Below are 26,758 nucleotides of genomic sequence, written 5' to 3'. Positions count from 1 at the left end.
TCGGCAACTACTGACAGAGGGAGAGAACCCTCAGATCAGAGGTCGTAGTACAGCTCGAACTCGTGCGGGTGCGGCCGCAGACGGACCGCGTCCACCTCGTTGGTGCGCTTGTAGTCGATCCACGTCTCGATGAGGTCCGGCGTGAAGACATCGCCCTCGGTGAGGTAGTCGTGGTCGGCTTCGAGAGCGTCGAGCACTCCTGTGAGGGAGTCCGGGACCTGCGCGATCTGTGCGTGCTCCTCCGGCGGCAGCTCGTAGAGGTCCTTGTCGACCGGCTCCGGCGGCTCGATACGGTTCTTGATGCCGTCGATCCCGGCCATCAGCATCGCGGAGAATGCCAGGTACGGGTTCGAGGACGGGTCCGGCACGCGGAACTCCACGCGCTTGGCCTTCGGCGAGGTTCCGGTGACCGGAATACGGATGCAGGCAGAACGGTTCCGGGCCGAGTAGACCAGGTTGACCGGAGCCTCGAAGCCCGGCACCAGACGGTGGAAAGAGTTCAGCGACGGGTTCGTGAACGCCAGCAGCGAGGGAGCGTGCGCCAGCAGACCGCCGATGTACCAGCGAGCGAGGTCCGAGAGTCCGCCGTACCCGCGCTCGTCGTAGAACAACGGCTCGCCGTTCTTCCACAGCGACTGGTGGGAGTGCATACCCGAACCGTTGTCGCCGAAGAGCGGCTTCGGCATGAAGGTGGCCGACTTACCGGCCTCCCAGGCCACGTTCTTGATGATGTACTTGAACTTCATCAGATCGTCGGCCGCGGCGCGAAGCGTGCTGAACTTGTAGTTGATCTCCTGCTGACCGGCGGTGCCCACCTCGTGGTGCGCCCGCTCGACCTCGAGCCCGACCTCCTGCAGCTGGGTCACCATCGTGTCGCGCAGATCGGCGAATTGGTCGTTGGGGGAGACGGGGAAGTAGCCGCCCTTGTACCGGGTCTTGTACCCGAGGTTGCCGCCCTCTTCCTCGCGGCCGGTGTTCCAGGCCGCCTCGTTAGAGTCGATGTAGTAGAAGGAGGAGTGCTGCGTGGTCTGGAATCGCACGTCGTCGAAGACGTAGAACTCAGCCTCCGGTCCGAAGAACACGGTGTCGGCGATTCCGGTGGAGGCGAGGTAGGCCTCAGCCTTGGCGGCAATGTTGCGCGGGTCGCGCGAGTACGGCTCGTCCGTGAACGGGTCGACGATGGAGAAGTTCACCACCAGCGTCTTCTGCTTACGGAACGGGTCGATGAATGCGCTCGTCACGTCCGGCACGAGCTTCATGTCGGATTCGTGGATCGCCTGGAAACCGCGGATCGACGAGCCGTCGAACATCAGGCCGTCCTTGAAAGCGTCCTCATTGAACGCTTCCACCGGGATGTTGAAGTGCTGCATCACCCCCGGCAGGTCGCAAAAGCGGACGTCAACGAACTTGACGTCCTGCTCCTTGGTGAAGGCGATGGCCTCCTCGGCACTACTGAACATCCATTGCTCCTTGATGGTGGGACACTCGTCGGTCGACGCCATCACGGTAGGCGGCGGGCGTTTCTCCACCATGACCGCAATGTGTCGGCCATGTTAAACGGTGTGACGTCGGTGCCGCGGGGCAGTCCTGCATCTGGACGTCCATGTGGCCGACGCAGCCCACGTACGCTGAGCCAGTGACCACTGAGGACCAACCACGCGAAACCCTCTGGGGACGGAGAGTCGGTGCCCTCGCGATCGACTGGCTCATCGCCTCAGCGATCAGTGCAGGCTTCTTCGACTACCACCCGTTGGCGACAGTCGGGGTCTTCGCCGCCATGACGTTCCTCCTCGTGGGAACGCTGGGATCCTCCATCGGCCACCGACTCCTCGGCCTGCGCGTGCGGGCAGACAATAGCGACCCGGCGGGCCCATTGCGGGCGTTGGTGCGTACAGTGCTGCTGTGCCTGGTGATCCCGGCCGTCGTCACCGGACCGGACGGCCGGGCAGTGCACGACAGGGCGGCCGGAACCATCATCAGCAGGAGCTGATCACGCGGCACCGATGCACGGCTACCTCTGCACTCGTGGCCGGGATCGAGTCGTTGATGACGAGGCGTCAGCGCCCGCGCATGCCCTTGCGGTCTGGCCGCGCGCGGCGTGGATCGACACCCTTAGGGATGGGCAGGGCGTTGGAACGCAGCGCTCGGAGGCGCTTGGAGACCTCAGCGACCTCGTTGCGCGTCAGTGTCGCCTTCTGGCGCCGCACCTTGTTCGCGATCTTGGTCAGCGGAATCTGACCCTCCTCGTTGCCGCACTGCAACAGGACGATCGGCACGTTCGGGATCACCCGGGCGACCCGCTTGCGCTCACCCTCGAGCAGTTTCGGCACGCGATGCGCCGGGCCCTCGGAGATCAGTACCACCCCGGGTCGTCCGACGGCGCGGAACACCATGTCTTGCGTGCGCGGGTCGACCGCCACCGGCTCCTCCTGGACATTCCAGCCTCGTCGGATGGTGCCCAGCGCCGCCGAGACGGCCCCAGGCTCACCATCGATACGCGCGTAGGCCACCGTCTCGGCGCGGCGGGCCAGTACGAACATCGCCGCCAGCACACCGAACGGTACCGACAACAACGAGAAGTAGAGCACCTGGTCGAAGAGCACTCCGGCGACCACACCCACGGCCACCACGCCGGCGAACACCAGCAGCAGCCAGAGCACGATCGACGGCTGCTCCCGCCGCACCATCTGGAAGACTTCCCAGATCTGGTGATACCAACGCTTCTTCTTGGGCTTCGGCGTGGCCGAGTCTGTGGTGTTCTTCGCCATGATGGCTCACAGCCTACCGGCCGTGGCGCCTTCTCCCGGCCGGACCACGACGGCGTCCCTCGCCCACGCCCGTCGCTGACCGGACCTGGACTCGGCAGGGGAGGGTCCGCCGTCGGCAGGCAGAACGGACTCAGCGGCCGAGTAACGAGGCGGCCTCCTGGCGGGCGCTGCCTGGTTCGGTCAGATGAGCCAACTCCGGCGGCACCTGCTCACCCCGACGCGCCTTGGCTTGCGCCCACAGCCGGCCGGCGCGGTAGGACGAGCGCACCAGCGGACCGGCCATGACGCCGGCGAATCCGATCCGTTCAGCCTCCTCGGACAACTGGACGAACTCTTCCGGGCGGACCCACCGGTCCACCGGGTGGTGCCGCGGGCTCGGGCGCAGGTACTGGGTGATGGTGACCAGATCGCAACCAGCGTCGTGCAGGTCCTGCAGGGCGTCGGCAGCCTCGTCCAGGGTCTCGCCCATGCCGAGGATGAGATTGGACTTGGTGACCAGGCCGTCCTGGCGGGCGGCCGTGAGCACGCTCAGCGAGCGTTCGTAGCGGAATCCGGGGCGGATCCGCTTGAAGATGCGTGGCACCGTCTCCAGATTGTGGGCCAGCACCTCGGGCCGAGAAGAGAACACCTCTGCCAGCTGCTCAGGTTCGGCGTTGAAGTCCGGGATGAGCAGCTCGACGCCCGTACCCGGATTGACCTGGTGGATCTGGCGGACAGTCTCGGCATAGAGCCAGGCTCCGCCGTCGGCGAGATCGTCGCGCGCCACACCGGTGACCGTCGAATAGCGCAGACCCATGGCCTGGACAGACGCCGCCACGCGGCGAGGTTCGTCGGCGTCGAAGGCGGCCGGCTTGCCGGTATCGATCTGGCAGAAGTCGCAGCGCCGAGTGCACTGGTCACCCCCGATGAGGAACGTCGCCTCACGATCCTCCCAGCACTCGAAGATGTTCGGGCAGCCGGCCTCCTGGCACACCGTGTGCAGGCCCTCGCGCTTCACGAGTGACTGCAGCTCTGTGTACTCGGGACCCATGATCGCGCGGGTCTTGATCCAGGACGGCTTCTTCTCGATAGGGACGGCGGCGTTGCGTGCCTCCACGCGGAGCATTCGTCGTCCTTCCGGGGCGATCGCCACCGGTTCTCCCTTCCTCGCCTGTGATCTGTCAGCCTACGCGTGCACCGGCTCGCTTCGGTCCGGCTCATGTCGGTCACCCTCACCTGGGCCGACGCTGGGACGATCCAGCAGCGGCGCCAGCCGGCGCCGTAGATGCGGCTCGAGCACGCCGGCGCATGCGGCGACCCTCAACGGCGACCCGGTGAGCTCGGTGACGGACGTCACCCCCGCATCATTGATCCCACAGGGGACGATCGAGCCGAACGCGCTCAGATCGGGGCAGACGTTGAGTGCGAGGCCGTGCATCGTGACGCCCCGGGCCACCCGCACCCCGATAGCAGCGACCTTGCGATCCTGCTCCCCGTCATCGCCCAGGACCCACACTCCCGACCGGCCCTCGACGCGGTCGCCATGAACCCCCCACTGCAGGAGCGCGTCGATGACCGCCTGCTCCAGGGCCCGCACGTAGGCCACGACATCGATCGGTGCGGCAAGTCGCGCGATCGGATAGACGACGAGCTGTCCCGGCCCATGCCAGGTGATCCGGCCACCGCGATCGACGTCCACGACGTCGACGCCGGGTCCAGGACGGTCCCAGGAAGCGGTCCGGCGTCCGGCCGTGTAGACCGGCTCGTGCTCGACCAGGATCAGTTCGTCCTCGCCTCCGGCCACCACGCTGGCGTGCACATCGCGCTGGTACTGCCACGCCTCACGGTAGGGGATGAGCCGGGCTCCCAGATCCCACCGATAGGTGCGCATGGAGACCACTGTAAGCGTGCCGTCCGCCCGGCCGCGTCGCGGGTGGGCGGACGTCCGGCATGTGGCCTGTGGATAGCCCCTGCACGATCGGGTGCCGTCATGATGTGCTGCCAGTCATGGTCAAGCACGTAAGGGTGCCCGGGTACAACGTGACAGGGCTGGCGGGTGCTGGCGGTCGCGATGCGCTCTGGAAGGCGCAGGACGCCTCCGGCCGGACGGTCGTGCTCCGGGTGATCAGGGTCTCCTGCGCCGAAGAAGGCAGTCGGCTCCGGAGGCGATGGGAGGCATTGCGCGAACTTCCCGAGGGCGGTGTGGCACGGGCGGTGGCGTCCATTGACATGCCTAACGGTGATGTCGCCGTCGCCTCGGAGTATGTCGACGGCCCCACGGTGGGGACGCTGCGGACCGCCCGTGATGGCCTGACGGCGCCGGAGTGCCTCAGCCTGGCGGCCCGGCTCCTGCGTACTCTGGCCAGCCTGCACGCAGCGGGAATCGTGCACGGGGACATCGCGCCGTCCAACGTGCTGCTGGCGCCCGCACGTGGAAGCCAGAACGAATCCGTTCGCCCCGAGCTGGACGGCGACCGGTCCCTTTCCGTTGCCGGGGTGCGCCCGGTCCTCGTCGACGTCTCTGCGCTGCCAGAACGGGAGTGCGGCACTCCGGGCTTCCAGGCACCCGAGGTCAGCGGTGGGGCACGTCCTGGCGCCCCGGCCGATGTGTACGGAGTAGCAGCCGTCGCCGTGCACGCGGCAAGCGATGGTGAGCGGTCGCGGGTCCTGGATGCACTGACTGACCTGCTCGCCGACGATGCGGCACGGCGACCCGTCGCACAGGACGCAGCGGACCAATTGCGGAGCTACGACACGCCGATCCGGCCAGCCGAGCCGAGGATCCTCGCAGCCGCGACGCTGCGCAACCACGCAGCCCGTACGGCGACGGCGCTTGCTCCCACCCATCGCAGGCGGGTCGCTCGTCATCGCCGACGCAGATGGCGGCCAGGTCTGACGATCGCTGCGGCGATCGTGCTCCTGACTGCTGTGGTGATGTCCGAACTACACACCGGTCCCGGACCACTGCCTCGCACAGGGCTCCGGACGGCGATCTTCCGCGAGCAGGATCTGGTTGCTCGAGTGGCGGAACTGACCGCGCTGCGGGACGAGGCACTCCAGGCGCGAGACCATGACCTGTTGGCGGCCCTGACCGTGCCAGGATCCGACGCCGCCGCGGCAGATGCGGCGCTGCTGGCGGCTCTGCACGAGGCAGACGTGGAGATCGAAGGCCTGACGAGCACAGCGAGTGGAATCGAGATCCTCGACGTGGGACCGGACGAGGCGCGGGCGCAGATGATGCTGTCGCAGACTGCCTATGAGCGTCACGGGCCTGATGGCACGCTCTCCTTCATCGAGCCGGTGGAGGGCCGCTGCACCGCGATCGAGATGGGGCTGGTCGAGCACGCCTGGCGGGTGTCGACAGTCCAGCCGTGCGCGACGTAGGACGGGCTGCCTGGACAGCCACCGGGCTGCGCAGTCCCGCCCTCCGCCGTCCAGCGATGTCGATGAGGTCAGGCGCTGTCCCGACCAGGGGCTGAGATCAGGTGTTCGGCTGCCGTCGCGAGGTCGGGCCAGGTAAAGGTGTAGCCGGAGTCCACTAGGGCCTGGGGGAGCGCGCGCTGCGAGGCAGTGAGTTCGGTGGCGAACTCGCCGAGGGCGATCCGTAGGGCAAACGTCGGCACCGGAAGCAGAGACGGCCGATGTGCTGCCGTGGCTAGGGCGGCGATGACGTCACGGTTGCGCTGGGGCTGTGGCCCGACGATGTTCACCGGCCCGGCCACGTCCGTCCTGAACAACAGATGCGTCGTCGCGCCGAGCACATCCTCCTGGGTGATCCACGGCCACCACTGCCGACCCGAGCCGAGCGGACCGGCCAGGCCGAGGCGGATCAGCGGCAGCATCCGCGCCAGTGCGCCACCGGCCGGATCGAGCACGATTCCCGTGCGCAGGTGCACCACCCGGTGGCCGGCCTCGCGTGCTGGATCGGCAGCACGCTCCCAGGCGCGGCACACGCCGGCGAGAAACCCGTCACCAGCCGGTACCTGTTCTGTGAGCTCCTCGTCGCCACGATCACCGTAGTAGCCGACGGCAGACGCGTTGACCAGCGTGATGCGACCATCCTCCACAGCGGCGATCCGCGACGCGAGTAGTGCCGTGGATGCTACCCGGGAACTGAGGATCGCTTGCTTGCGAGCTCGTGTCCAGCGCTTGTCGCCCACTCCGGCGCCAGCGAGATTGACGACGTGGGTGACGTCGTCAAGGGCGGACAACTCCAGCCGGCCGGCCGCTGGATCCCAGCTGAGCTCGTCCGGTGCGAGGCTCGACCGGCGAACCAGTCGGCGTACCTCGTGGCCCTGCGAGCGGAGCCGCTCGGTCAGCGACGAGCCAAGGAATCCTGAGGATCCGGCGATGAGAACGACTGCCACGTTGCCTCCCTGTGCCGAGATAGATGCAGGGTACCCGCGGCCGTCGCCGCGGGCACCCTGATCAGTGGTTCAGCAGTGGTGCAGATGCACCGGTCACAACCCGAGCGCCGCCTCGAACTTGCCCTCTTCGATGCGAGTCTTCATCGCCGTGAGGAACCGTGCGGCGTCGGCACCGTCGACCAGCCGGTGGTCGTAGGAGAGCGCCAGATACACCATCGAGCGGACCGCGATCACCTCGGCGCCGTCGGCGTCGGTCACCACGACCGGACGCTTGACAATGGTGCCCACACCCAGGATGCCCACCTGCGGCTGCAGGAGGATCGGGGTGTCGAACAGCGCTCCGCCCGATCCGGTGTTGGTGATGGTGAACGTGCCACCGCCCAGCTCGTCGGGTGTGGCCTTGTTGGCCCGCGTGCGGGACGCCAGGTCAGAGATCTTGCGAGCGATACCGGCGATGTTGAGATCCCCGGCGTCCTTAATGACGGGCACCACCAAGCCTCGCTCGGTGTCCACCGCGATCCCGACGTTCTCGCTGCCGTGATAGACGACCTCGTCACCGTCGATGCTCGCGTTGAGCTTCGGGAACTGCTTGAGTGCCTCGGTCGCGGCGAGGGTGAAGAACGGCAGGAAGGTCAGCTTCACACCCTCGCGGGACGCGAACTCCTCCTTGGCGCGCGCACGCAGTCGCGCGACCTTGGTGACATCCACCTCGACGACCGTGGTGAGTTGCGCCGACGTCTGCAGTGACTCCACCATGCGCTGGGCGACGATCTTACGCAGCCGGGACATCTTCTCGGTCGTCCCCCGCAAGGGGGAGACCTCGACGGACGGAGCCGACGACGCCGAACGTGCAGCAGGCGCCGCTTCGGCGGGCGCCGGAGCAGCCGCCTTCTCTGCGGCGTCGAGGACGTCCTGCTTGCGCACGCGACCACCGACGCCGGTTCCCGGGACATCACTCAGGTCGACACCCTTGTCGGCCGCCAGCTTGCGCACCAGCGGCGTGACGTAAGGAAGCGTCGAGGATGAGTCGCCGGACTCGCTGGCTGCCGAGGCGGGCGTCTGCTGCGGCTTCTCCTGGGGCTGAGGGGCGGGCGCCGGTGCTGATTCCGTTGCTGACGGCTTCTCGGGGGCAGGCTTCTCCTCCGATGCAGGTTGAGCCGCCGGTTCCGGCTTCTCCTCCTTCTCGGTGGACTCCGCCTCTTCAGCGGAGGCGGCGGGAGCGGAACCCGAACCCACATAGGCCAGTGTTCCACCTACCTCGACGGTCTCGTCCTCGGAGACGAGCACCTCGAGCAACGTGCCCGCGACGGGGGAGGGGACCTCGGTGTCGACCTTGTCGGTGGAGACTTCGAGCAGCGGCTCGTCCACCTCGACCGTCTCACCCACGGACTTCAGCCACTGGGTGACTGTGCCTTCGGTGACGCTCTCACCGAGGGCGGGCAGTGTGACTGCAGTCCGGTCACCGGAGCCGCCACTGGGCGTTGCAGCCGGCGTTGACTGGGGTTCGGGTGCGGACTCCTCGGCCGGGCTCGCCTCAGCGGCTTCCTGCTGTGCCGGTGCCTGCTCGTCCGGAGCGCTCTGTGCGGGTTCGTCGCCAGTCTCCTGCGCCGATGACTCCTCAGCGGCTTCGGTGGACCCACCGCCTCCCTCACCGGAACCGATCACAGCGAGGTCGGCACCCACCTCGACCGTCTCGTCCTCATCGACCAGGATCTTCTCAAGTACACCGGCGACGGGGGAGGGGACCTCGGTGTCGACCTTGTCGGTGGAGACCTCGAGCAGCGGCTCGTCCACCTCCACCGTGTCACCCACGGACTTCAGCCACTGGGTGACTGTGCCTTCGGTGACACTCTCACCGAGGGCGGGCATCTGTACGGATTGGGACATGGCCTCTTCAGTCTCCTTCTCGAAGGGTCTTCTCACGAGTGAGCGTGCAACGGCTGACCGGCCAGGGCCAGTGCGGCCTCGCCCAGTGCCTCGTTCTGTGTGGGGTGTGCATGAATGAACGGGGTGATGTCTTGAGGGTATGCCTCCCAGCCAACCCAGAGTTGTGCCTCGCCGATCTGCTCGCCCACGCGGCTTCCGAGCAGGTGCACACCGACGATCGGTCCTCCAGTCTGCCGTACCAGTTTCACCATTCCGGACGTGCCCAGGATCTGGCTCTTCCCGTTCCCGGTGAGGGGATACTCGACAGTCTCGACGCCGTCCGCGCCGAACCGCTCCCTGGCGGCGGGTTCGGTCAGGCCGACCGACGCGACCTCCGGGTCGCTGTAGGTCACCCGCGGGATCTGCTCATCCGGTAGGGGTAGCGGATTCTGGCCGGCGATGCGTTCGGCGACAGCGATCCCGTGTCCGAAGCCACGATGCGCGAGTTGCGGTCCCCGGACAAGATCGCCGACGGCGTAGATCGACCCGATGCCGGTGTGCAACTGCGGGTCCGTCCTGACCCAGCCCTCGTCGAGTTCGACTCCGACCTCGGTCAGACCCAGATCCTCGGTCACGGGCTGCCGACCCACCGCGACGAGCATGACGTCGGCAGCAATGACCTCACCGTCGGCCAGACGAACTGTGACTCCGTCGCCGGAGTCGTCGGCGGAGCGCACCTGGGTACCGGTTCGCACGTCGATGCCCCGGTTGCGCAACGCCCGCATCAGACCTGCCGAGATCGTCGGGTCCTCTCCGGGCAGCAGCCGGTCTAGCGCCTCCACGATGGTCACCTCCGCACCGAGGGAACGCCACAGACTGGCGAACTCCACGCCGATCACGCCACCACCGAGCACGATGACCCGGCGGGGGATCTGGGTGCGACGTAGAGCCTCATCGGAGGTAATGATCCGCTCACTGCGTTCAAAAGCCGCGGGGAGGCGGCTACGGGAACCGGTGGCGAGCACGAGGTGGCGGCCGATGATGTCGCTCGTGCCGCCGTCGGGAGCCGTGACGCGGACCGTATCCGGTGCGCTCAGGCGCCCGTGGCCCCGCACCACCTCGATGCCGCTGGCCCGGATCAGTCCCTGCAGACCCCGGTGCAGGCGGCCCACGATGCGATCGGCATGCTCGAGCAGTGTGCCGCCGTCGACCCCGTCGAACGTGAGCCGCAGGCCGATCCTGGCAGCCTCACGCACCTGATCGGCGACTTCGGCCGCGTGCAACATCGCCTTGGTCGGGATGCACCCGCGGTGCAGGCAGGTACCACCCAGCTCGTCCCTCTCCACCAGCGCCACTGTCTGGCCGAGCTGGGCCGAGCGCAGCGCTGCGGCATAACCACCGCTGCCGGCACCCAGGACGACGACATCCCACGGCTTCTGCGCTGTGGTCACGTCCACCTCCTCGTCGCCGACGACCCCACCGGGACCGGGGGCGGTGGGCACGTCCATCTTGGCACTGACGGCCTCTCCCCCCAACCCGAGCGTGCGCAGGCGGATGTGGGGATGCTCACGCGCTGGCGGCGCTGAGGAGCTCCACGAGCGTGCGCACACCCACGCCCGTTCCGCCCTTGGGGACGTAGTGACGTGGCGAGGAGTCGTTGAAGGCCGGTCCGGCGATGTCGAGATGCGCCCAAGGGGTCTCGCCCACGAACTCCTGCAGGAACAGGCCGGCGACCAGCATGCCGCCGTAGCGCTCGCCCATATTCGCGATGTCGGCCATCGGAGTGTTCATCGACGCGCGCAGTTCCTCCGGCAGCGGCATAGGCCAGAACTGCTCGCCGGCCCGGTCAGCGGCGCTGAGGACCTGCTCGCGCACGTCGTCATTGCCCATGACGGCGCTGACCTGGTTGCCGAGAGCAACCATCTGCGCTCCGGTCAGGGTGGCGATGTCGATGACAGCGTCGGGCCCTTCCTCGGTCGCTGCGACGAGCGCATCGGCCATGACCAAGCGGCCTTCGGCGTCGGTATTGAGGACTTCGACAGTCTTCCCGCCACGGATCGTGATGACGTCGGAGGGGCGCTGCGCCGACCCCGAGGGCATGTTCTCAGCCAGTGCCAACCATCCGGTGACGGCGATGGGAAGCCCCAACCTGGCTGCAGCGAGCACCGTATGCAGGACAGCAGCCGCACCCGCCATGTCGTTCTTCATCGTCTCCATGCCCTTGGCTGGCTTGAGCGAGAGACCTCCGGAGTCAAAGGTGATGCCCTTGCCCACAAGCGCGACATGCCGGCGCGCACGTGACGGGCGGTACTCCAGGCGCACCAGCCGGGGGCCGCGGGCTGAGCCCTTGCCCACCCCGAGCAGGCCGCCATAGCCACCATCGGCGAGGGCCCTCTCGTCGAGCACGCTGACCTTCACCTTCGTACCCTTGGCAAGGTCGCGCGCACGGGTGGCGAAGGACTCCGGGTAGAGAACGTTGGGGGAGAGATTGACCAGGTCCCGGGTGCCGTGCACGGCCTCGGCGACGGTGCGAGCGCGGTCGAGGGCGGCGCGTGCAGCCTTGCCGCTGGGTGAGGCGACGAGCTGGATCTCGCGCGCAGCGGCATGAGCCTCGCGTGCGCTCGCCATGCGATAGCAGCCGAGCAGCGCGCCCTCGGCGACCGCCTGCAGGTCGGCAGTGTCAGCGACCGGGAGAGCGATGCTCACCCGGGGCGATCCGGCGAGTCCGGCCAGAGCTGCACCGGCAGCGCGGCGCAGGCGCTCGCGCGCGACCTGATCGTCCTGCGCCGGCGCTCCGGTCCCTGTCAGCAGGAGCAGGTCGGCCCTCACGTCGCCGCCGGCCGGGATCTTCGTCACCTCACCCGCGCGTCCTGTCACGCCGAGAAGCGTGATTGCCCGTTCGAGCGAACTACGGGTCGTTCGGCTCAGGGCCTGTGCCCCCTCGATCCGGGGCTTGCCGTCCTCGTCGGCAACGCCCACGACGAGGACGTCGGTGCTCAGTCGTTCCGGGCTCTTGCTGGTGAGTGTCAGATCCGTCACGCCATGCATCGTATGCGAGGCCAGGACCGGTGGGAGCGCTGACCGGTCCGGCCATCGGTCGGAATCGGCGTTCACCAGCACAGACGGACTACCCTGCACCCGTGTCCATCGTCATCGCCGTACTTGTCGGTGCAGCTGTGCTGCTCGGACTGTGGGCCGCAGTGCGAACCGTCCGCAACGAGGCGGTGATCCTGCGTCAGCTCGTTGCCGGTGCCGGGATCGAGTTCGCGATCGTGGTGCAGATGGTGATCGCCGGCGTGCTGACCGCGCGCGGCCATACCGTGGATGGAGTCTTGTTGTGGGGGTACCTGATTACGACGGCGCTGCTGCTCCCGGCGGCGGCCGTCGTCGCCGTCGCGGAGCGGTCGCGGTGGAGCTCGGTGGTGCTCATCGCGGCCTGTCTGACACTGATCGCCCTGCAACTGCGGGTGAATCAGATCTGGGCGACAGGAGGGACAGGGTGAGCCAGCAGTCCGAGACCACTGGCGCCGAGGACACTCGCCGTCCGGCCTACGGTGCGGGGCGGGTGCTGATCTTCGTCTATGGGATCTTCGCGATCTCCGCCACTGCTCGGGCTGCTGTGCAGCTGATCCGTGATGCCGCCGAGGCGCCCCTGGCCTACACACTCTCGGCAGTTGCGGCCGTGGTGTACCTCGGGGCGACCGTCGCCATGGCGCACAACGGCCGCCGGATGCGCCGCCTCGCGTGGGTGACGGTGTCATTCGAGCTTGCCGGAGTTCTGGCCGTCGGGACGTTGAGCCTGATCCGCCCAGACCTGTTTCCGCATGCCAGTGTCTGGTCCCACTTCGGAGCCGGGTACGGGTACATCCCTGCCGCGCTGCCCCTTCTCGGACTGTTCTGGATGTGGCGGTCCTCACCGGCGCGGATCGCTCACGGCTGACCATTAGGCTGAGGCTGTGGCCAGTCCTTACAGCGTGTTCTTCTCCCACGTGTTCACCCGGATCGAGCCCGAGGTCGCTCATCGAGTGGCCAGCGTCCTCATCCGGTGTGCCGGCGCCGCCGGACCGCTACGGGAGACGTTGCGTGCCACGATCGGCAGACCTGGACGGGTGCCGTCGCGGGAGGTGTTCGGGCGAGAGATCGGTGGCGTCCTCGGAGCGGCGGCAGGCTTCGACAAGAACGCCACCATGGCCGCCGGGCTCGACGCTCTCGGGTTCGCGTTCGTTGAGGTCGGGACCGTCACCGCGCACGCGCAGCCCGGCAACCCACCGCCGCGACTGTTCCGGTTGGTGAGTGAGCGAGCGTTGGTGAACCGGATGGGTTTCAACAACGCGGGTGCCCACGCGGCGGCCCGGCGGCTGGCGCGTGTGCGACGGACCGCCCACGGTCGTCGCATGATCATCGGTGCCAATATCGGCAAGTCGAAGGTGACGCCGGCCCGGGATGCAGTCGCTGACTACGTCACCAGCGCGCGGGCGCTGGCGCCGTACGTCGATTACATGGTGGTGAACGTGTCCTCACCCAACACCCCTGGGCTGCGCGATCTACAGCAGACCGAGGCCCTGCGTCCCATCCTCGCGTCGGTCCGTGACGCGGCTGTCGCGGCCGCAGCGCGGGAGGTTCCCGTCCTTGTCAAGATCGCACCGGACCTGGCAGACGCTGACGTGGATGCGATCGCTCGGCTGGCGGTCGAGCTGGAGCTGGCCGGGGTCGTCGCCGTGAACACCACGATCGACCACGACCACGGTGCCGGCGGGCTGTCCGGACCGCCATTGCGTGCTCGCGGGCTCGATGTGGTCGGCCGTGTGCGGGCCGTACTTGGCCCAGATGCCGTGGTGATCGGTGTCGGGGGCATCTCGACCCCAGCCGATGTGTGCGACTACCTGCACGCGGGGGCGACCCTCGTGCAGGCGTATACCAGCTTCATCTACTCCGGCCCTGCCTGGCCTGGCCGCATCAACCGGCGGACCCTCGTATAACACGGAGCCGCAGCACGGCCCCGAGCGCGAGGCCGTGGGAGGACGCTGGGGCAGGTCTACACCATGTGCGGTGCGGACCTGCCCGGAAGCGAGCAACGCGCGGAAGCGAGTGACCGCCTAGCAGAGACGCTCGGTCGGCGAGGACTTCTCCGTCTGCCGGGGATCGCGCACCACGCTGTCGGCGAGGATCTCATCGATCCTCTTCATCAGCTCCCCTGGAATCCGAATGCCGGCGGCCGCGACGTTCTCAGCCACCTGCTCGGGCCGGGAGGCACCGATGAGGGCGGCGGCGACATTGTCGTTCTGCAGCACCCAGGCCACAGCGAGCTGAGCCATGGTCAGGTCTAGTTCCTGCGCGACAGGGCGCAAATCCTGGACCCGGCGCAGGAGGTCCTCGCGTCCGAGCAGCCCCTCGATCATCTTCGCGCCGCCCTTGGTATCGGCCGCGCGTGAACCGTCGGGAGCGGCTTGGCCGGGAAGATACTTCCCGGTCAGGACACCCTGCGCCACCGGTGACCATACGATCTGGGAGATGCCCAGCTCGGACGAGGTGGGGACCACCTCGTCCTCGATCACACGCCAGACCATGGAGTACTGCGGCTGACTGGAGATCAGGCTGATCCCGAGCTCCTTCGCCAAGGCGTGTCCGGCGCGCAGCTGCTCGGCCGTCCACTCACTGACTCCGATGTAGAGCGCCTTCCCAGCGCGCACGACGTCGGCGAACGCCTGCATCGTCTCCTCGAGCGGTGTGGCGTAGTCATACCGGTGCGCTTGATACAGGTCGACGTAGTCTGTGTCCAGGCGCCGCAGTGAGCCGTTGATCGACTCCATGATGTGCTTGCGGGACAAGCCGGTGTCATTCGGACCCATCGGACCGGTGGGGAAATAGACCTTCGTGAAGATCTCCAGGCTCTCTCGGCGCTCGTGCGCGAGTGCCGCGCCCAGGACCTCCTCCGCCTTGGTATTGGCGTAGACGTCGGCGGTGTCGAAGGAGGTGATCCCGGCGTCGAGCGCGGCTCTCACACAGGCAGTGGCTGTGTCATTTTCAACCTGCGAGCCGTGCGTGATCCAGTTGCCGTAGGTGATCTCGCTGATCTTCAGGCCGGAGCGGCCGAGGTGTCGGAAGTGCATGGATCGATCCTATGCTTCCCGAACGTGCCAGCCCGCGGGTGCGGCCTCAGGCCGGGAACTCGCCCCGTTTGATCTGCGGCTTCGGAAGGCGCGTACGGCGCAGTTGGAAGGCGCGCATGATCACGTAGAGGATCACGCCGCGGCCCACTCGGTCCTGTCCGAACTTGGCGCGGACCTTCCGACGCAGCCGGACGGCGAGGATGATCGCGTCGGCCAGGGCGATGAAGACGATGATGTAGAGCGAGTAGAACGCGAGCAGAGCCACGTTCCCGAGCGCGGGGATGAAGCTGGCACCGAGCATGATGAGCACGATCAGAGCCGCGATCGGGAGGAACAGCTCGCCCAGGTTCCAGCGCGCGTCGACGTAGTCTCGCAAGTACCGGCGCACAGGTCCCCGATGCTGGGCGGGCATGTGCTGGTCATCGCCGGTGACCATCGCCTGGTTCATCCGTTCACGTGCCTCGGCGTACTTCGCGCGCTGCTCTCGCCGAGCGGCCTTGCGATCGGTCGGGACGAGGGGACGCTTGTTCCGTGCCTCAGCGTCACGTCTGCGCGGTGTGGGGCGCCCCTTTCCGGAAGGGGTCTCGTCCTCGACCGTGGGCGTGAGGTCCTCATTCTTCTTGCGTCCGAACACAATCGCAGCCTAGTCGAGGTCGTCAGGTCTTCCGGACGGTGCGGGCGTTGCTCGGCTCCGTGCGGCGCCTGAGAGACTGGGCGAGTGCGCGTACTTATCTGCCCTGGCCGCATGGGCCCGGTTTCCGCCGTCGACGCGACACGGGGGCTGGCGTACGGCTGGGTTGAAGCCGGCCACGACGTCGTGGAACGTCCGATGAGCGATGGTGCAGCCGAGCTCGTCGAGTCCGTGCGCCATGCTCGTGGCGGTGAGCTCGTGCCGGTGGTGGTGCGGGCAGGCGTGTGGGACCCGGACGAGCAGGTGCCGGCCGCATTGCTACATGTGCCCGGTCGTGCGGGAGGTACGGCATATGTCGAGACCAGTGCTGTGCTGGGCTGGGACGAGGTGGGAACCCGAACGGCTGCGCGGCTCGTGCGCGAGGGAACGACTGAGCCGGTGGCGGACCTGTTGGTGGCAGCCGTGGAGACGGGCGCGGCTCGTGTGGTCGTGGGCCTAGGCGAGTCCGCAGTGCACGATGGGGGCATTGGGCTGCTGCAGCGGTTGGGGGTGCTGCTCGGGGAGGCTGGGGGCCTCGCCGCGGTCGAGGAGTTGCGGCACCGGCTCAGGCACGTGCAGATCGACGTCGCGGCGGCCACCGACCGGCCGCTGCTGGGTCTGCACGGCGCCGGCGCAGCGCTGGCGCAGCTCCCCGGAGTCGGGCCGGCCGTCGCCCAGGAAGCCGAACGTCGTGTCGGCGCACTCGTCGACCAGGTAGGCAGCCGCCCCGGGCCGGATGGAGGGCCTGCACCTAGCCTTGCCAGCCGCCCCCGGCCGGTGGTGCGGCCCACCCGCGACCCGGGTACCGGGGCCGGAGGGGGCTCCGCATACGTCCTTGCCATGCTCGGCGGACGGATTCTGCCCGGTGCGGAGGTGGTGGCAGCGGAGACCGCCTTGCCCGAGCTCGCCGGAGGGGTCGACCTGGTGGTGACGGGCTGCACCACACTCGACGGCACCGCGATGCACACCGGCGTGGTCGCTGCTGCCGGGCAGGCCGCGATGGCCTACGGTGTTCCGGTCGTCGCCGTGGGGGAGCAGGTGCAGGTGAGCCGGCGCGATGGCGCGCGCGTGGGAGTGAGCGCGACCTATCCGATCCGAGACGCTCCCACGCGAGGCCTCGGTGGCCAGCCGGGACCACCTCCGGGTGACCCGTGGGACGACATCGTGAGACGTGGGGAACGGATCCGACGCACCTGGGCACTGTGACGTACTCTGGAGAGGGAGTGACCTGCTCGTCGTGCCGGAGGAATACCGCAGGCACGGCAGGCGTTGCTCCGGCAGCAGGCCGGGCGACCGGCGCGCACGACTTTCGGAGAGACACATGACGCAGACCACCCCCACCACGGAAGCGCTCGAGCACGAGGTCGTCCTGACCGACGTCGCCGCGACCAAGGTGAAGACCTTGCTTGAGCAGGAAGGACGAGACGACCTGCGCCTGCGGGTGGCCGTCCAGCCAGGCGGATGTTCCGGGCTGATCTATCAGCTCTACTTCGACGAGCGCTACCTTGACGGCGATGCGGTGCGCGAGTTCGAGGGCGTCGAGGTGATCGTGGACAAGATGAGCGTTCCGTACCTCGCGGGAGCCACGATCGACTTCGCTGACACTATCGAGAAGCAAGGTTTCACGATCGACAACCCCAACGCCGGCGGCTCATGTGCCTGCGGTGACTCGTTCCACTGAACCATCCGCCGAGCACGAGTGACGGCCGCGCAACCCTCCCGAGGGCAGCGCGGCCGTTTCGCGTGAGAGCGCACGACCCGCGCCCGGTCGAGCCTGGCTGCCCGCCCCTGACCCGAGACGAAAGCACACCCCGTGAACCGACGCACCGCCCGCGCCTTGGCGCTCCTGACGACTGCTGGACTCCTGCTGACGGCCTGCGCCGCTGGCCAGGCAGAAGAGGGGAACGCGCCTCCTGAGGAGACCACCACGGAGCAATCGACCGCCATGCCCGATGCGAGCGGTGACTTCGGTGAGGCGCCGACGTTCGAGTTCCCGAGCGAGCAGGCGCCCGAGGGGCTCCAGGTCGAGGTGCTCAGCGAAGGTGATGGTCCGCAAGTCCAGGAGCAGGCTGTCGTCGTGGCCCACTACGCAGGCATTGTGTGGGGTGACCAGGAGACGTTCGACGACTCCTACAGCCGCGAGACGCCGTCGATGTTCTCACTGAACAGCGTGGTCCAGGGGTGGACGCAGGGAATCCCTGGGCACGCCGTCGGCTCACGGCTTCTGCTGAGCATCCCGAGCGAGCTCGGCTACGGTCCATCCGGCGGCAACGCAGACGCCGGGATCGGCCCGGACGACACGATCGTCTTCGTCGTCGATCTCGTCGAGGCCTACGGCCCGGACGCAACAGGCCAGAGCGACGCCACCGAGGTGAGCGGGGCGGACGCCCTACCGGTCGCCGTGACCGGTGGACTTGGCGAGCCGGCGTCGGTAGCCGTACCAGACGGGGCAGAGGAGCCTTCTGAGGTCGAGACGATCGTCATCGCCGAGGGTGACGGGGAACCGGTGGCGATGGGGCAGTCGGTCGCGATCGGGTATGCGACGACGGCCTGGGACGGATCGCCCGCGGGCAGTAGCTGGGCTAGTGACGCAGGCCGGGGAGCCGGCCCCTATGCGGGATTCGTGGGCACCGGATCAATCGTCGACATGCTTGTCGATGTCCCGGTCGGATCGCGGGTGGTGGTCCTGACACCGCCATCTGAGGAGAGCCCTGCCTACGCCCACGTCGTGGACGTGCTCGCGGCACACTGAGCCCACGTCACCCGATCCTCGTCGAGGCGTGGTTCATGCGCTCGCTGGAGAGATTTGACGATAGGGTGGCTCTAGTCGGCCGGTCGTTGGAGCGATAGCGCTGTGTCAGCGCTGTGTGCACGCAGCGGCGGCCCGGTATATCAGGATCGTGACGTCGGAAGGCTTGAGGATCGTGCCAACGCCCTCTCCCCGCACCACGAGGCGCCGCGCGGTCGGCCTCGGGACGCTCGGGCTCGTCTCAGCACTGGCTCTCGCCGGGTGCTCTGCGGAACAGGTCTCGCGGGGGTGGTTGCCCGGTAGCCCAGGCATCACCGAGCACAGCGACGACGTCGTCACATTGTGGAACGGATCCTGGATCGCCGCGTTGATCGTGGGCGTCATCACCTGGGGCCTGATCATCTGGTGCGTGATCGTCTATCGCAAGCGCAAGGGTGACGACCGCCTTCCCGTGCAGCTGCGGTACCACCTCCCACTAGAACTGCTCTATACGTTCGTCCCGCTGGTGATGGTGGGGGTGCTGTTCTACTACACCGCCACTCTCCAGGAAGAGATCACCAACCCTGACGTCGAGGCCGACGTCCACATCGACGTCTACGGACGCCAGTGGACGTGGGATTTCGTCTACACCGATGAGGGCGTCTGGGATACCGGCACGCAGGTGCAACTCGACGGCACCATGGCGGCGACCGAGGAGTTCCCCACCCTCTACCTGCCTGTCGGACAGACGGTGGAGTTCACGTTGCGCAGCAGGGACGTCGCGCACTCATTCTGGGTTCCTGCCTTCCTCTACAAGGAAGACACCATTCCGAATGAGGTGAACTCCTTCATCCTGACTCCGAATGAAGAGGGAACCTACCTCGGCAAGTGCGCCGAGCTGTGCGGTGAGTACCACGGCTACATGTACTTCAACGTCGCAGTGGTCTCTGAGGCCGAGTACGCGGCACAGATGGAGGAGCTCCGTGCCGCGGATCAGACCGGCGATCTCGGTACCGAGTACGACCGGCAGAACGCTGCGGACGTCTCCAGCCCCATCGGCGGCGACGAGGATGAGGGAGCTGAGCACTGATGGCCGTCCAGGACGACGTGCACAACACGGTCACCGACGCCGGTGAGGTCGTGCCCGGGCTGGCGAAAGAGCGCCAGCACCTAGGCAAGACTGTCGTGGCGTGGATGACCACGACCGATCACAAGACGATCGGCTATCTCTACCTGATCACGTCCTTCGTGTTCTTCTGCTTCGGTGGTCTGCTCGCCCTGCTGATCCGGGCCGAACTCTTCGAACCCGGCATCCAGGTTGTCGCCAGCGGCGAGCAGTACAACCAGTTGTTCACCATGCACGGCACGATCATGCTGTTGCTGTTCGCGACGCCGTTGTTCGTCGGTTTCGGCAACATCCTGGTGCCGCTGCAAATCGGAGCACCCGACGTCGCCTTCCCGCGGCTGAACATGTTCGCCTACTGGCTTTTCCTGTTCGGGGGGATCATCGCCAGTGCGGGTTTCCTCACCCCGCGTGGGGCCGCGAGTTTCGGCTGGTTCGCCTATACACCACTGTCGAACGCTACGTACACCGCTGGGCTCGGCGGTGACCTGTGGGTGATGGGCCTGGCGATGACCGGCTTCGGCACGATCTTCGGGTCGGTCAACTTCATCACCACGATCCTGTGCATGCGAATGCCGGGAATGACGATGTTCCGGATGCCGATCTTCACCTGGAACATCCTCCTCACCTCGATCCTGGCGCTGATGGCGTTCCCGATCCTGGCCGCCGCACTCTTCGGACTCGGCGCTGACCGTATCCTCGGTTCCCAGATCTTCGCTGCCGAGAACGGCGGAGCGATGCTGTGGCAGCACCTTTTCTGGTTCTTCGGCCACCCTGAGGTCTACATCATCGCGCTGCCGTTCTTCGGTATCGTCTCCGAGATTCTCCCGGTGTTCTCTCGCAAACCGATCTTCGGGTACATGGGTCTCGTGTTCGCCACGATCGCGATCGCCGGGCTCTCGGTGACCGTGTGGGCACACCACATGTATTCCACGGGACAGGTGCTCCTGCCGTTCTTCTCCGTGATGACCATGCTCATCGCAGTACCGACCGGGGTGAAGTTCTTCAACTGGATCGGCACGATGTGGCGCGGCAAACTCACGTTCGAATCTCCGATGCTCTGGTGCATCGGATTCCTCGTGACCTTCCTCTTCGGTGGTCTCACCGGCATCATCCTCGCAAGCCCGCCGCTTGACTTCCACGTCACGGACACGTACTTCGTGGTCGCGCACTTCCACTACGTGGTCTTCGGAACGGTCGTGTTCGCGATGTTCGCGGGCTTCTACTTCTGGTGGCCGAAGTTCACGGGAAAGATGCTCGACGATCGGTGGGGGAAGATCCACTTCTGGCTGTTGTTCTTCGGATTCCACGGCACCTTCCTCATCCAGCACTGGTTGGGTGTCATGGGCATGCAGCGTCGTGTTCCGGACTACCTGCCGGAGCCGGATTTCGTGTGGATGAATCAGCTCTCCACGATTTCGGCGGTCGTGCTCGCGCTGTCGACACTGCCGTTCCTGTGGAATGTCTACAAGACGTGGCGTACTGCGCCAGATGTCGAGGTTGACGATCCGTGGGGTTACAGCAACTCACTCGAGTGGGCCACCTCCTGCCCGCCACCACGCCACAACTTCACCACTCTGCCTCGGATCCGGTCAGAACGCCCGGCCTTCGACCTGCACCACCCGGAGGTGGCCGCGATGGACCACGCGGAACCAGAACCGGACTTGCTGGACAAGGTCTACGGTGACGCTGATCGCCGGGGTGAGGCCGAGTTGGGACAGGATCGCGCGAGCACACAGGACGGAGACGCACGATGAACGCGACGTCGCATGGCCCGCGGACCGAACCGTACAAGCCGATGCGGGTGGAAGCGATCTTCTTCCTCGGGCTGATCGGATTCTTCGTTCCGATGTTCGTGCTGTACGGGCTCTGGTCCGGCTGGGAGCCCGTCGGGTCGACTGCGCTGGCGCTGGTGGTCGGACTCTGGGGGATGGTCGGCTTCTACCTGATGATCCTCAGTCGTCGTATCGATCCGCGCCCTGAGGACGACCCCATGGCCGACGTGGCTGACGCAGCCGGTGAGTACGGCACGTTCTCACCGTGGAGTTGGTGGCCGCTGGTGCTTGGTATCGCCGTCTCCTTCGTGTTCCTGGGGGCTGCCGTCGGTTGGTGGCTGCTGGGCATCGGTGCTGGTATCGCCCTTGTGGGCCTGGTGGGGCACGTGCTGGAGTTCAGCCGCAACCACCACGCCCACTGACCTACCTGCCGCGCGACCACGCCCGTGGGCCCTCACGCAGGGCCCACGGGCGTCGTGCATGGTGGATGCCGGTGCGAAGCGTCTCCATTGGGGTGCCTGGGGTGCCCCTATGTCGTGCGTCGAGTCGAATGAGTGATTCCGGTATCGGCGTGGCAGGGTGCTGAGCATCGCTGATGAGTTGGTGCCCTGTAGAGCAATGCGTCGAGGACGTCGGACCGGCATCTCGCGAGAGCGAGCTGCGCCTGGTTGTGACGTTTCCCTCCAGCGGTCTGGTGACCGTAGTAGGCGCGGAGCCGGGGTCGCGAAGGGCTGCGAAGGCGGAGAGGAACATCGCGTTCTACCGGAACTTGATCCCGCGGCGTGACGAACACTCGCCGCGGATGGCGGAGCCGGATCTCCGGGTGACGAGGCGAGGCCGGCGTAGGCAGCGAGGTGCCGACGTTGGGGAAGTGCGTGCCGGCGACTTCGGTGAGGAACAGGGCTGCGGTCCTGACGCCGACTCCGGGCATGCTCGTCAGGATGGGCTGACGAGGGTGGATCATCAACGACAGGTGGGACCAATCATGCCGAGGGCATGCACGCTCCTGGAGTGTTTCGCTCCGATCTACAGCACACAGCGCCGCCCGCACCTGCTCAGAGGCAGATGCGGGCGGCGATACGCGGGCTGCAGGGCTTGCGTTCAGCGGGCTCAGACGGTCGAGCTGGAACGTGCCTTCTCAAGACGCGCTGCGACATCCTGCCAGTTGGCGATGTTCCAGAATGCCTTGATGTACTCAGCCTTGACGTTGAGGTAGTCCAGGTAGAAGGCGTGCTCCCACATGTCCAGCATCAGAAGCGGAGTGATGGAGACGGGGACGTTGGCCTGCTGGTCGAAGAGCTGGAAGATGGCCAGCCGCTCACCGAGGCTGTCCCAGCCTAGAACAGACCAGCCCGATCCCTGGATACCGGCGGCGTTCGCCGCGAAGTGACTCTGGAACGCCGAGAACGAGCCGAAGAACTCGGTGATCGCAGCGCCGAGTTCACCCTCCGGCTCTCCACCGCCATCCGGCGAGAGGTTGTTCCAGAAGATCGTGTGGTTGATGTGGCCGCCCAGGTTGAACGCAAGATTCTTCTCGAGCAGGTTCACCGCACCAAGATCATCTGAGGCGCGAGCCCCCTCGAGCTTCTCCAGCGCCGTGTTCGCACCCGCGACATAGGCCGCGTGGTGCTTGTCGTGGTGCAGCTCCATGATCTTGCCGGAAATGTGCGGTTCAAGCGCCGCGTAGTCATACGGCAGGTCAGGAAGCGTGTACTGAGCCATCGGGTGTCCTCCTGTAGAGACGTGGCAATCCGAAGCGGTGGCAGAACTCTGCCACCGTGATCGTGGGAGCCACCCCCCACGATCACGTGGCGACCGCCGTGATGACGGCCCCACAGTCCCACCGTAACGCGATCAGTGAGACTGTGTGCCGATCGTCTCGCGAGCAGGACTGGCCTCAACCTCATCGTGCTCATCATGAACGTGCGCAGCCGCCAACTCCGACGGAGTCACCGGTTCGACCCGATCTTCGTAGAAGAAGCGGGAGAGCGCCTGCCGGAGACGATCCCGGCGGTGGCCCGGCCGGCGAACCCCAGCGGCATCCTCTTCGGCAGCGATCTCGAGAGGGCGACGCGGTCCATGTGCCACCAGAACCCAGCGCTCGTGCTCGTCCAGAGGACGGTGGACCTCGATGTACTCACCGGAAGCGAAACGAACCACTCGACCTGTCTCGTGACCGTGCAGCACGAGTTCACGGTCCTTGCGCTGCAGGCTCAGGCAGATCCGCTTGGTCACGATGAACGTCACGACCGGGAGGAGGAAGAACAGCACCCGGAAGGCCCAGGTGATCGCATTCAAGGACAGGTGGAAGTGGGTTGCGATGAGGTCGTTCGAACCTGCTGCCACCAGCACGAAGAAGACGGTCAGGATCGCCACACCAGAGGCAGTGCGCACCGGTGCGTTCCGCGGGCGGTCCAGCACATGGTGCTCGCCGGTGTCCTTGGTCGCGAAGCCCTCGATGAAGGGAAAGAGGGCCAGCAAGGTGAACAGGATTCCCGGGATGACCACACCGGGGACCAGGATGTTCAGCGACAGGGTGTAGCCAGCGATGACGTACTCGGTCTGCCCCGGCATGAGCCGGAGCGCGCCCTCGAGGAACAGCATGTACCAGTCCGGCTGGGCACCTGCCCCGACGATCGACGGGTCATACGGTCCGTAGTTCCAGACGTTGTTGATGCTCATCGTGGCACCCATCACGGCGAGGACGCCGAACACGATGAAGAAGAAGCCACCGGCCTTGGCGGTGTACACGGGGAAGAGCGGATAACCCACGACGTTCCGGTCGGTGCGCCCAGGCCCTGGGAACTGCGTGTGCTTGTGCCACACGATCAGGAAGAGGTGGACGGCGATCAGAGCCAGGATCAAGCCGGGAACCAGCAGGATGTGGACCGTGAACAGGCGCGGGATGATGTCGGTGCCGGGAAACTCGCCACCGAAGAGCATGTAACTGCCGTAGCTGCCGATCAGCGGGATCGCCCGCAGTACGCCGTCAGCGATGCGTAGCCCGTTCCCTGAGAGGACGTCGTCCGGGAGGGAGTAGCCGGAGAACCCAGCGGCCAAGCCGAGGATCAGCAGCGTGAAGCCAACCAGCCAGTTGAGCTCGCGCGGACGACGGAACGCGCCGGTGAAGAACACCCGCATCATGTGCACGGTCATCGCGCCCACGAACATCAGGGCGGCCCAGTGGTGGATCTGGCGCATGAGCAGACCCCCCGGCACGTGGTAGGACATGTACACGGTCGAGGCGAACGCCTCGGACATCTCCAGTCCCTGCATCGTGACCGGCAGCGCATCCTCGGGGTAATGCACCTCGGTCATGCTCGGCACGAAGAACATCGTGAGGAAGATGCCTGACAGGATCAGGACGACGAAACTGAAGAGCGCGATCTCGCCCAGCAGGAACGACCAGTGGTCCGGGAAGATCTTGCGCGCGAACTCCTTGACCATCTTGGACGCCCCGACCCGGGTGTCCAGGAAGTCCGCCCCCGCCGCCGCGGTCGGGGATGTCTTCCGCTGCTGCGCAACCTCGGTGCGGGCGCTCATCGTTCACGCTCCCAGTAGCTCGGGCCGACTGGCTCGTCGAAGTCCTGCTGGGCGTACAGGTACCCCTCGTCGTCGACTGCGATCGGCAACTGCGGCAGGGGCCGCTTCGCTGGACCGAAGACGACCTTCGCCTGATCGGTGATGTCGAAGGTGGACTGGTGGCACGGGCACAGGACGTGATGTGTCTGCTGTTCGTAGAGTGCGACGGGGCACCCGACGTGAGTACAGACCTTCGAATACGCCACGATCCCGTCATAGGACCAGCCGCGCCGCTCCTCGGGCTCCTTCAGGATCGAAGGATCGACGCGGATGACGATGACAACGGCCTTGGCCTTCTCCTCGAGGTAGTGCTCCTCCTCGGGGAGGCGGTACGGCATCACGTGCACCATGCTGCCTCGGGTGATGTCCGATGCCTTGATGCGGCGATCGGTCGGGTCGGTCGCGAGATACCGAGGTCCGCCGTCTGGTGTTCCGGCCCACGCGGTGTGGCGGAACTTCGACACGTTCCAGTCCGCACCAAGGTTGCCGACCAGCGGCACGACGAAACTCAGAGGGGCGAGCGCCAGTGCCGTACCGAGTGCTCCCTTGAGGACCGGGCGCCGGGCGATGCCGGAATCAGCCACTCCCTCCTGCAACATTTCGACCGCACGCTCGCGGGTGGCGTCGTCGCCGCGCTGCTCGTGACGCTCCTCGACCTTCTCGTGGTCGTTCATCAGGCTCTTCGCCCAGTGGACCGCCGCGGCGCCGATGCCCAGCATCCCCAGGCCCAGCCCCAGGCCGAGGACCAGGGTGGACATGCGGACGTTACCGGCGTCCGCCTCGGCGACGGGGAACGCGAAGTAGCCCACGATGCCGCCGATGGTGGCCAGGATCGAGACGGTGAACAGAGCGACGACCTGCCGCTCGGACCGCTTTGCCGCCCGGGGATCTTCGTCACCCAGGCGGGGCCGATGGTGGCCAAGTCCAGGGTTCTCGAACGAATCCGCCGTGCTCGGTTCTGCCAGTTCGTTGTGTTCTTCACTCATGACGACCTCGATCCGATCCACACGGCGGCGCAGATCAGCACACCCATTCCGACCACGAACACCCAGAGTCCCTCGGATACCGGTCCGAGAGAGCCGAGGCTGAGACCGCCGGGATTGGGCTCGCGCTGCTCGATGAGGTAGGCGATGACGTCGCGCTTGTCTTCTTCGGTCAGCGTGGCGTCGTTGAACACCGGCATCGACTGCGGACCGGTCAGCATCGCCTCGTAGATCTCGGTCGGGGTGGACTCATAGAGCGCTGGCGCGTACTTGCCCTCGGTCAGCGCCCCTCCTGCACCGACAGCGTTGTGGCACATGGCGCAGTTCGTCCGGAACAGGGCGCCACCGGCGGCAGCGTCACCGAGGGTGGGATCGACCTGCTCTGCGGACGGGATCGATGGCCCAGGACCGAGGGAGGCAATGTAGGCAGCGACCTGCTGCGCCTGCTGTTCGTCCAACTGCGGGGGCTTTGCCTCCGCCTGGGGTGAGTTGGCGTCCATCGGCATCCGACCGGTCACGATCTGGAAGTGCACGGAGGCGGCACCCACACCGATCAAGGATGGCGCCTCGGGCGTTCCCTCGGCGTCGAGCCCGTGACAGGTCGAGCAGTTGGTGATGAACAGCCGCTCACCCTCGGTCAGGTCGTCCGCGCTGGCGGTATCGGCCTGTGCCGCGCTCGGGGCGATGGCCGCGTACACAACTCCGGTGAACAGGAGTGCCAGCGTCATCAGGATGACGGGCGCTAGCCGGTGCCGTCGCCTGGCCGCTAAAGCCTTCACTTCTACGAATCCTCGAATCAGATGGGGG

The 26,758-nt window shown here is 66.7% G+C and carries 25 protein-coding genes and 1 pseudogene; 11 read left to right on the top strand and 15 right to left on the bottom strand.

Annotated elements, in window-relative coordinates; genetic code table 11:
* Positions 1 to 35 precede the first annotated feature (35 nt).
* Positions 36 to 1,460, bottom strand: coding sequence for a type I glutamate--ammonia ligase (gene glnA, locus IM660_RS10595; protein WP_193495354.1), 1,425 nt, complete (start codon positions 1,458 to 1,460; stop codon positions 36 to 38).
* 176 nt (positions 1,461 to 1,636) lie between these two features.
* Between glnA and IM660_RS10590 the strand changes: the two genes are divergently transcribed.
* Positions 1,637 to 1,990, top strand: coding sequence for an RDD family protein (locus IM660_RS10590; protein WP_193495351.1), 354 nt, complete (start codon positions 1,637 to 1,639; stop codon positions 1,988 to 1,990).
* 67 nt (positions 1,991 to 2,057) lie between these two features.
* Here IM660_RS10590 and IM660_RS10585 read toward each other — a convergent pair whose 3' ends face one another.
* From IM660_RS10585 to lipB, 3 genes are all read right to left on the bottom strand, one after another.
* The gene (locus IM660_RS10585; protein ID WP_193495348.1) at positions 2,058 to 2,768 is read right to left on the bottom strand and encodes a DUF4191 domain-containing protein; all 711 of its coding nucleotides are present in this window, start codon (positions 2,766 to 2,768) and stop codon (positions 2,058 to 2,060) included.
* Positions 2,769 to 2,898: 130 nt separating this feature from the next.
* A complete protein-coding gene (gene lipA / locus IM660_RS10580; RefSeq protein WP_193495346.1) occupies positions 2,899 to 3,900 on the bottom strand; it encodes a lipoyl synthase in 1,002 nt (333 codons plus the stop codon).
* A gap of 33 nt (positions 3,901 to 3,933) precedes the next feature.
* Positions 3,934 to 4,638, bottom strand: coding sequence for a lipoyl(octanoyl) transferase LipB (gene lipB / locus IM660_RS10575; RefSeq protein ID WP_193495344.1), 705 nt, complete (start codon positions 4,636 to 4,638; stop codon positions 3,934 to 3,936).
* A 116-nt stretch (positions 4,639 to 4,754) separates the two neighbouring features.
* On the opposite strand from lipB, the gene IM660_RS10570 reads away from it, so the two are divergent.
* Positions 4,755 to 6,131, top strand: coding sequence for a protein kinase domain-containing protein (locus IM660_RS10570; RefSeq protein WP_193495341.1), 1,377 nt, complete (start codon positions 4,755 to 4,757; stop codon positions 6,129 to 6,131).
* A 68-nt stretch (positions 6,132 to 6,199) separates the two neighbouring features.
* Here IM660_RS10570 and IM660_RS10565 read toward each other — a convergent pair whose 3' ends face one another.
* The 4 genes from IM660_RS10565 to IM660_RS10550 form a co-directional block, all read right to left on the bottom strand.
* A complete protein-coding gene (locus tag IM660_RS10565) occupies positions 6,200 to 7,114 on the bottom strand; it encodes a TIGR01777 family oxidoreductase (RefSeq protein ID WP_193495338.1) in 915 nt (304 codons plus the stop codon).
* A 93-nt stretch (positions 7,115 to 7,207) separates the two neighbouring features.
* Complete coding sequence (gene sucB / locus IM660_RS10560; RefSeq protein ID WP_193495336.1) at positions 7,208 to 9,001, bottom strand: 2-oxoglutarate dehydrogenase, E2 component, dihydrolipoamide succinyltransferase; 1,794 nt, start codon at positions 8,999 to 9,001, stop codon at positions 7,208 to 7,210.
* Positions 9,002 to 9,033: 32 nt separating this feature from the next.
* Positions 9,034 to 10,488: a dihydrolipoyl dehydrogenase gene (gene lpdA / locus IM660_RS10555; RefSeq protein ID WP_193495334.1), complete on the bottom strand. Its 1,455-nt coding sequence runs from the start codon at positions 10,486 to 10,488 to the stop codon at positions 9,034 to 9,036.
* A gap of 58 nt (positions 10,489 to 10,546) precedes the next feature.
* On the bottom strand, positions 10,547 to 12,019 hold the full coding sequence (locus IM660_RS10550; RefSeq protein WP_425503827.1) for a leucyl aminopeptidase: 1,473 nt from the start codon (positions 12,017 to 12,019) through the stop codon (positions 10,547 to 10,549).
* Positions 12,020 to 12,120: 101 nt separating this feature from the next.
* Between IM660_RS10550 and IM660_RS10545 the strand changes: the two genes are divergently transcribed.
* From IM660_RS10545 to IM660_RS10535, 3 genes are read left to right on the top strand one after another with little or no spacing between them, the layout of a single operon-like run.
* A complete protein-coding gene (locus IM660_RS10545; RefSeq protein ID WP_193495329.1) occupies positions 12,121 to 12,483 on the top strand; it encodes a hypothetical protein in 363 nt (120 codons plus the stop codon).
* Entirely contained in the window at positions 12,480 to 12,920 is a 441-nt protein-coding gene (locus tag IM660_RS10540; protein ID WP_193495327.1) for a hypothetical protein, read from the top strand. The genes IM660_RS10545 and IM660_RS10540 overlap by 4 nt, the downstream gene beginning before the upstream one ends.
* 16 nt (positions 12,921 to 12,936) lie before the next feature.
* Complete coding sequence (locus IM660_RS10535) at positions 12,937 to 13,959, top strand: quinone-dependent dihydroorotate dehydrogenase (RefSeq protein WP_193495325.1); 1,023 nt, start codon at positions 12,937 to 12,939, stop codon at positions 13,957 to 13,959.
* A 117-nt stretch (positions 13,960 to 14,076) separates the two neighbouring features.
* Here the strand turns inward: IM660_RS10535 and IM660_RS10530 are convergent, their stop codons facing one another.
* Both IM660_RS10530 and IM660_RS10525 read right to left on the bottom strand, forming a co-directional pair.
* A complete protein-coding gene (locus IM660_RS10530; protein WP_193495322.1) occupies positions 14,077 to 15,090 on the bottom strand; it encodes an aldo/keto reductase family protein in 1,014 nt (337 codons plus the stop codon).
* A gap of 46 nt (positions 15,091 to 15,136) precedes the next feature.
* On the bottom strand, positions 15,137 to 15,724 hold the full coding sequence (locus IM660_RS10525; protein ID WP_193495319.1) for a DUF3043 domain-containing protein: 588 nt from the start codon (positions 15,722 to 15,724) through the stop codon (positions 15,137 to 15,139).
* 111 nt (positions 15,725 to 15,835) lie between these two features.
* Here IM660_RS10525 and IM660_RS10520 point away from each other — a divergent pair, with 111 nt between their 5' ends.
* From IM660_RS10520 to IM660_RS10495, 6 genes are all read left to right on the top strand, one after another.
* On the top strand, positions 15,836 to 16,966 hold the full coding sequence (locus IM660_RS10520; protein ID WP_193495316.1) for a glycerate kinase: 1,131 nt from the start codon (positions 15,836 to 15,838) through the stop codon (positions 16,964 to 16,966).
* 115 nt (positions 16,967 to 17,081) lie between these two features.
* Positions 17,082 to 17,441, top strand: coding sequence for an iron-sulfur cluster insertion protein ErpA (gene erpA, locus IM660_RS10515; protein ID WP_193495314.1), 360 nt, complete (start codon positions 17,082 to 17,084; stop codon positions 17,439 to 17,441).
* Between the two features lie 132 nt (positions 17,442 to 17,573).
* Positions 17,574 to 18,512, top strand: a complete 939-nt coding sequence (locus tag IM660_RS10510) for an FKBP-type peptidyl-prolyl cis-trans isomerase (RefSeq protein ID WP_193495311.1) — start codon at positions 17,574 to 17,576, stop codon at positions 18,510 to 18,512.
* A 172-nt stretch (positions 18,513 to 18,684) separates the two neighbouring features.
* Complete coding sequence (gene ctaC, locus IM660_RS10505) at positions 18,685 to 19,578, top strand: aa3-type cytochrome oxidase subunit II (RefSeq protein WP_246464898.1); 894 nt, start codon at positions 18,685 to 18,687, stop codon at positions 19,576 to 19,578.
* Entirely contained in the window at positions 19,578 to 21,368 is a 1,791-nt protein-coding gene (gene ctaD / locus IM660_RS10500; RefSeq protein ID WP_193495308.1) for an aa3-type cytochrome oxidase subunit I, read from the top strand. Before ctaC ends, ctaD begins: the two co-directional genes overlap by 1 nt.
* On the top strand, positions 21,365 to 21,808 hold the full coding sequence (locus IM660_RS10495; protein WP_246464897.1) for a cytochrome c oxidase subunit 4: 444 nt from the start codon (positions 21,365 to 21,367) through the stop codon (positions 21,806 to 21,808). The genes ctaD and IM660_RS10495 overlap by 4 nt, the downstream gene beginning before the upstream one ends.
* Before the next feature lie 107 nt (positions 21,809 to 21,915).
* On the opposite strand, the pseudogene IM660_RS19850 reads toward IM660_RS10495, so the two are convergent.
* From IM660_RS19850 to qcrC, 5 genes and pseudogenes are all read right to left on the bottom strand, one after another.
* Positions 21,916 to 22,344: pseudogene (locus IM660_RS19850) on the bottom strand (transposase); the annotation flags it as partial.
* A gap of 152 nt (positions 22,345 to 22,496) precedes the next feature.
* Positions 22,497 to 23,108 (bottom strand): superoxide dismutase, encoded by a 612-nt coding sequence (locus tag IM660_RS10490; protein ID WP_193495305.1) that lies wholly within the window; start codon positions 23,106 to 23,108, stop codon positions 22,497 to 22,499.
* A 132-nt stretch (positions 23,109 to 23,240) separates the two neighbouring features.
* Entirely contained in the window at positions 23,241 to 24,929 is a 1,689-nt protein-coding gene (gene qcrB / locus IM660_RS10485; RefSeq protein ID WP_193495303.1) for a cytochrome bc1 complex cytochrome b subunit, read from the bottom strand.
* A complete protein-coding gene (qcrA, locus tag IM660_RS10480; protein WP_193495300.1) occupies positions 24,926 to 25,954 on the bottom strand; it encodes a cytochrome bc1 complex Rieske iron-sulfur subunit in 1,029 nt (342 codons plus the stop codon). Before qcrA ends, qcrB begins: the two co-directional genes overlap by 4 nt.
* Entirely contained in the window at positions 25,951 to 26,730 is a 780-nt protein-coding gene (gene qcrC / locus IM660_RS10475) for a cytochrome bc1 complex diheme cytochrome c subunit (RefSeq protein ID WP_193495298.1), read from the bottom strand. The genes qcrA and qcrC overlap by 4 nt, the downstream gene beginning before the upstream one ends.
* Positions 26,731 to 26,758: the final 28 nt, after the last annotated feature.

Origin of the sequence: Ruania alkalisoli (assembly GCF_014960965.1) — a bacterium.
GTDB lineage: Bacteria > Actinomycetota > Actinomycetes > Actinomycetales > Beutenbergiaceae > Ruania > Ruania alkalisoli.
Note: the sequence above shows the minus strand (reverse complement) of the source record. Positions and strands in the feature narration are given on the sequence as shown.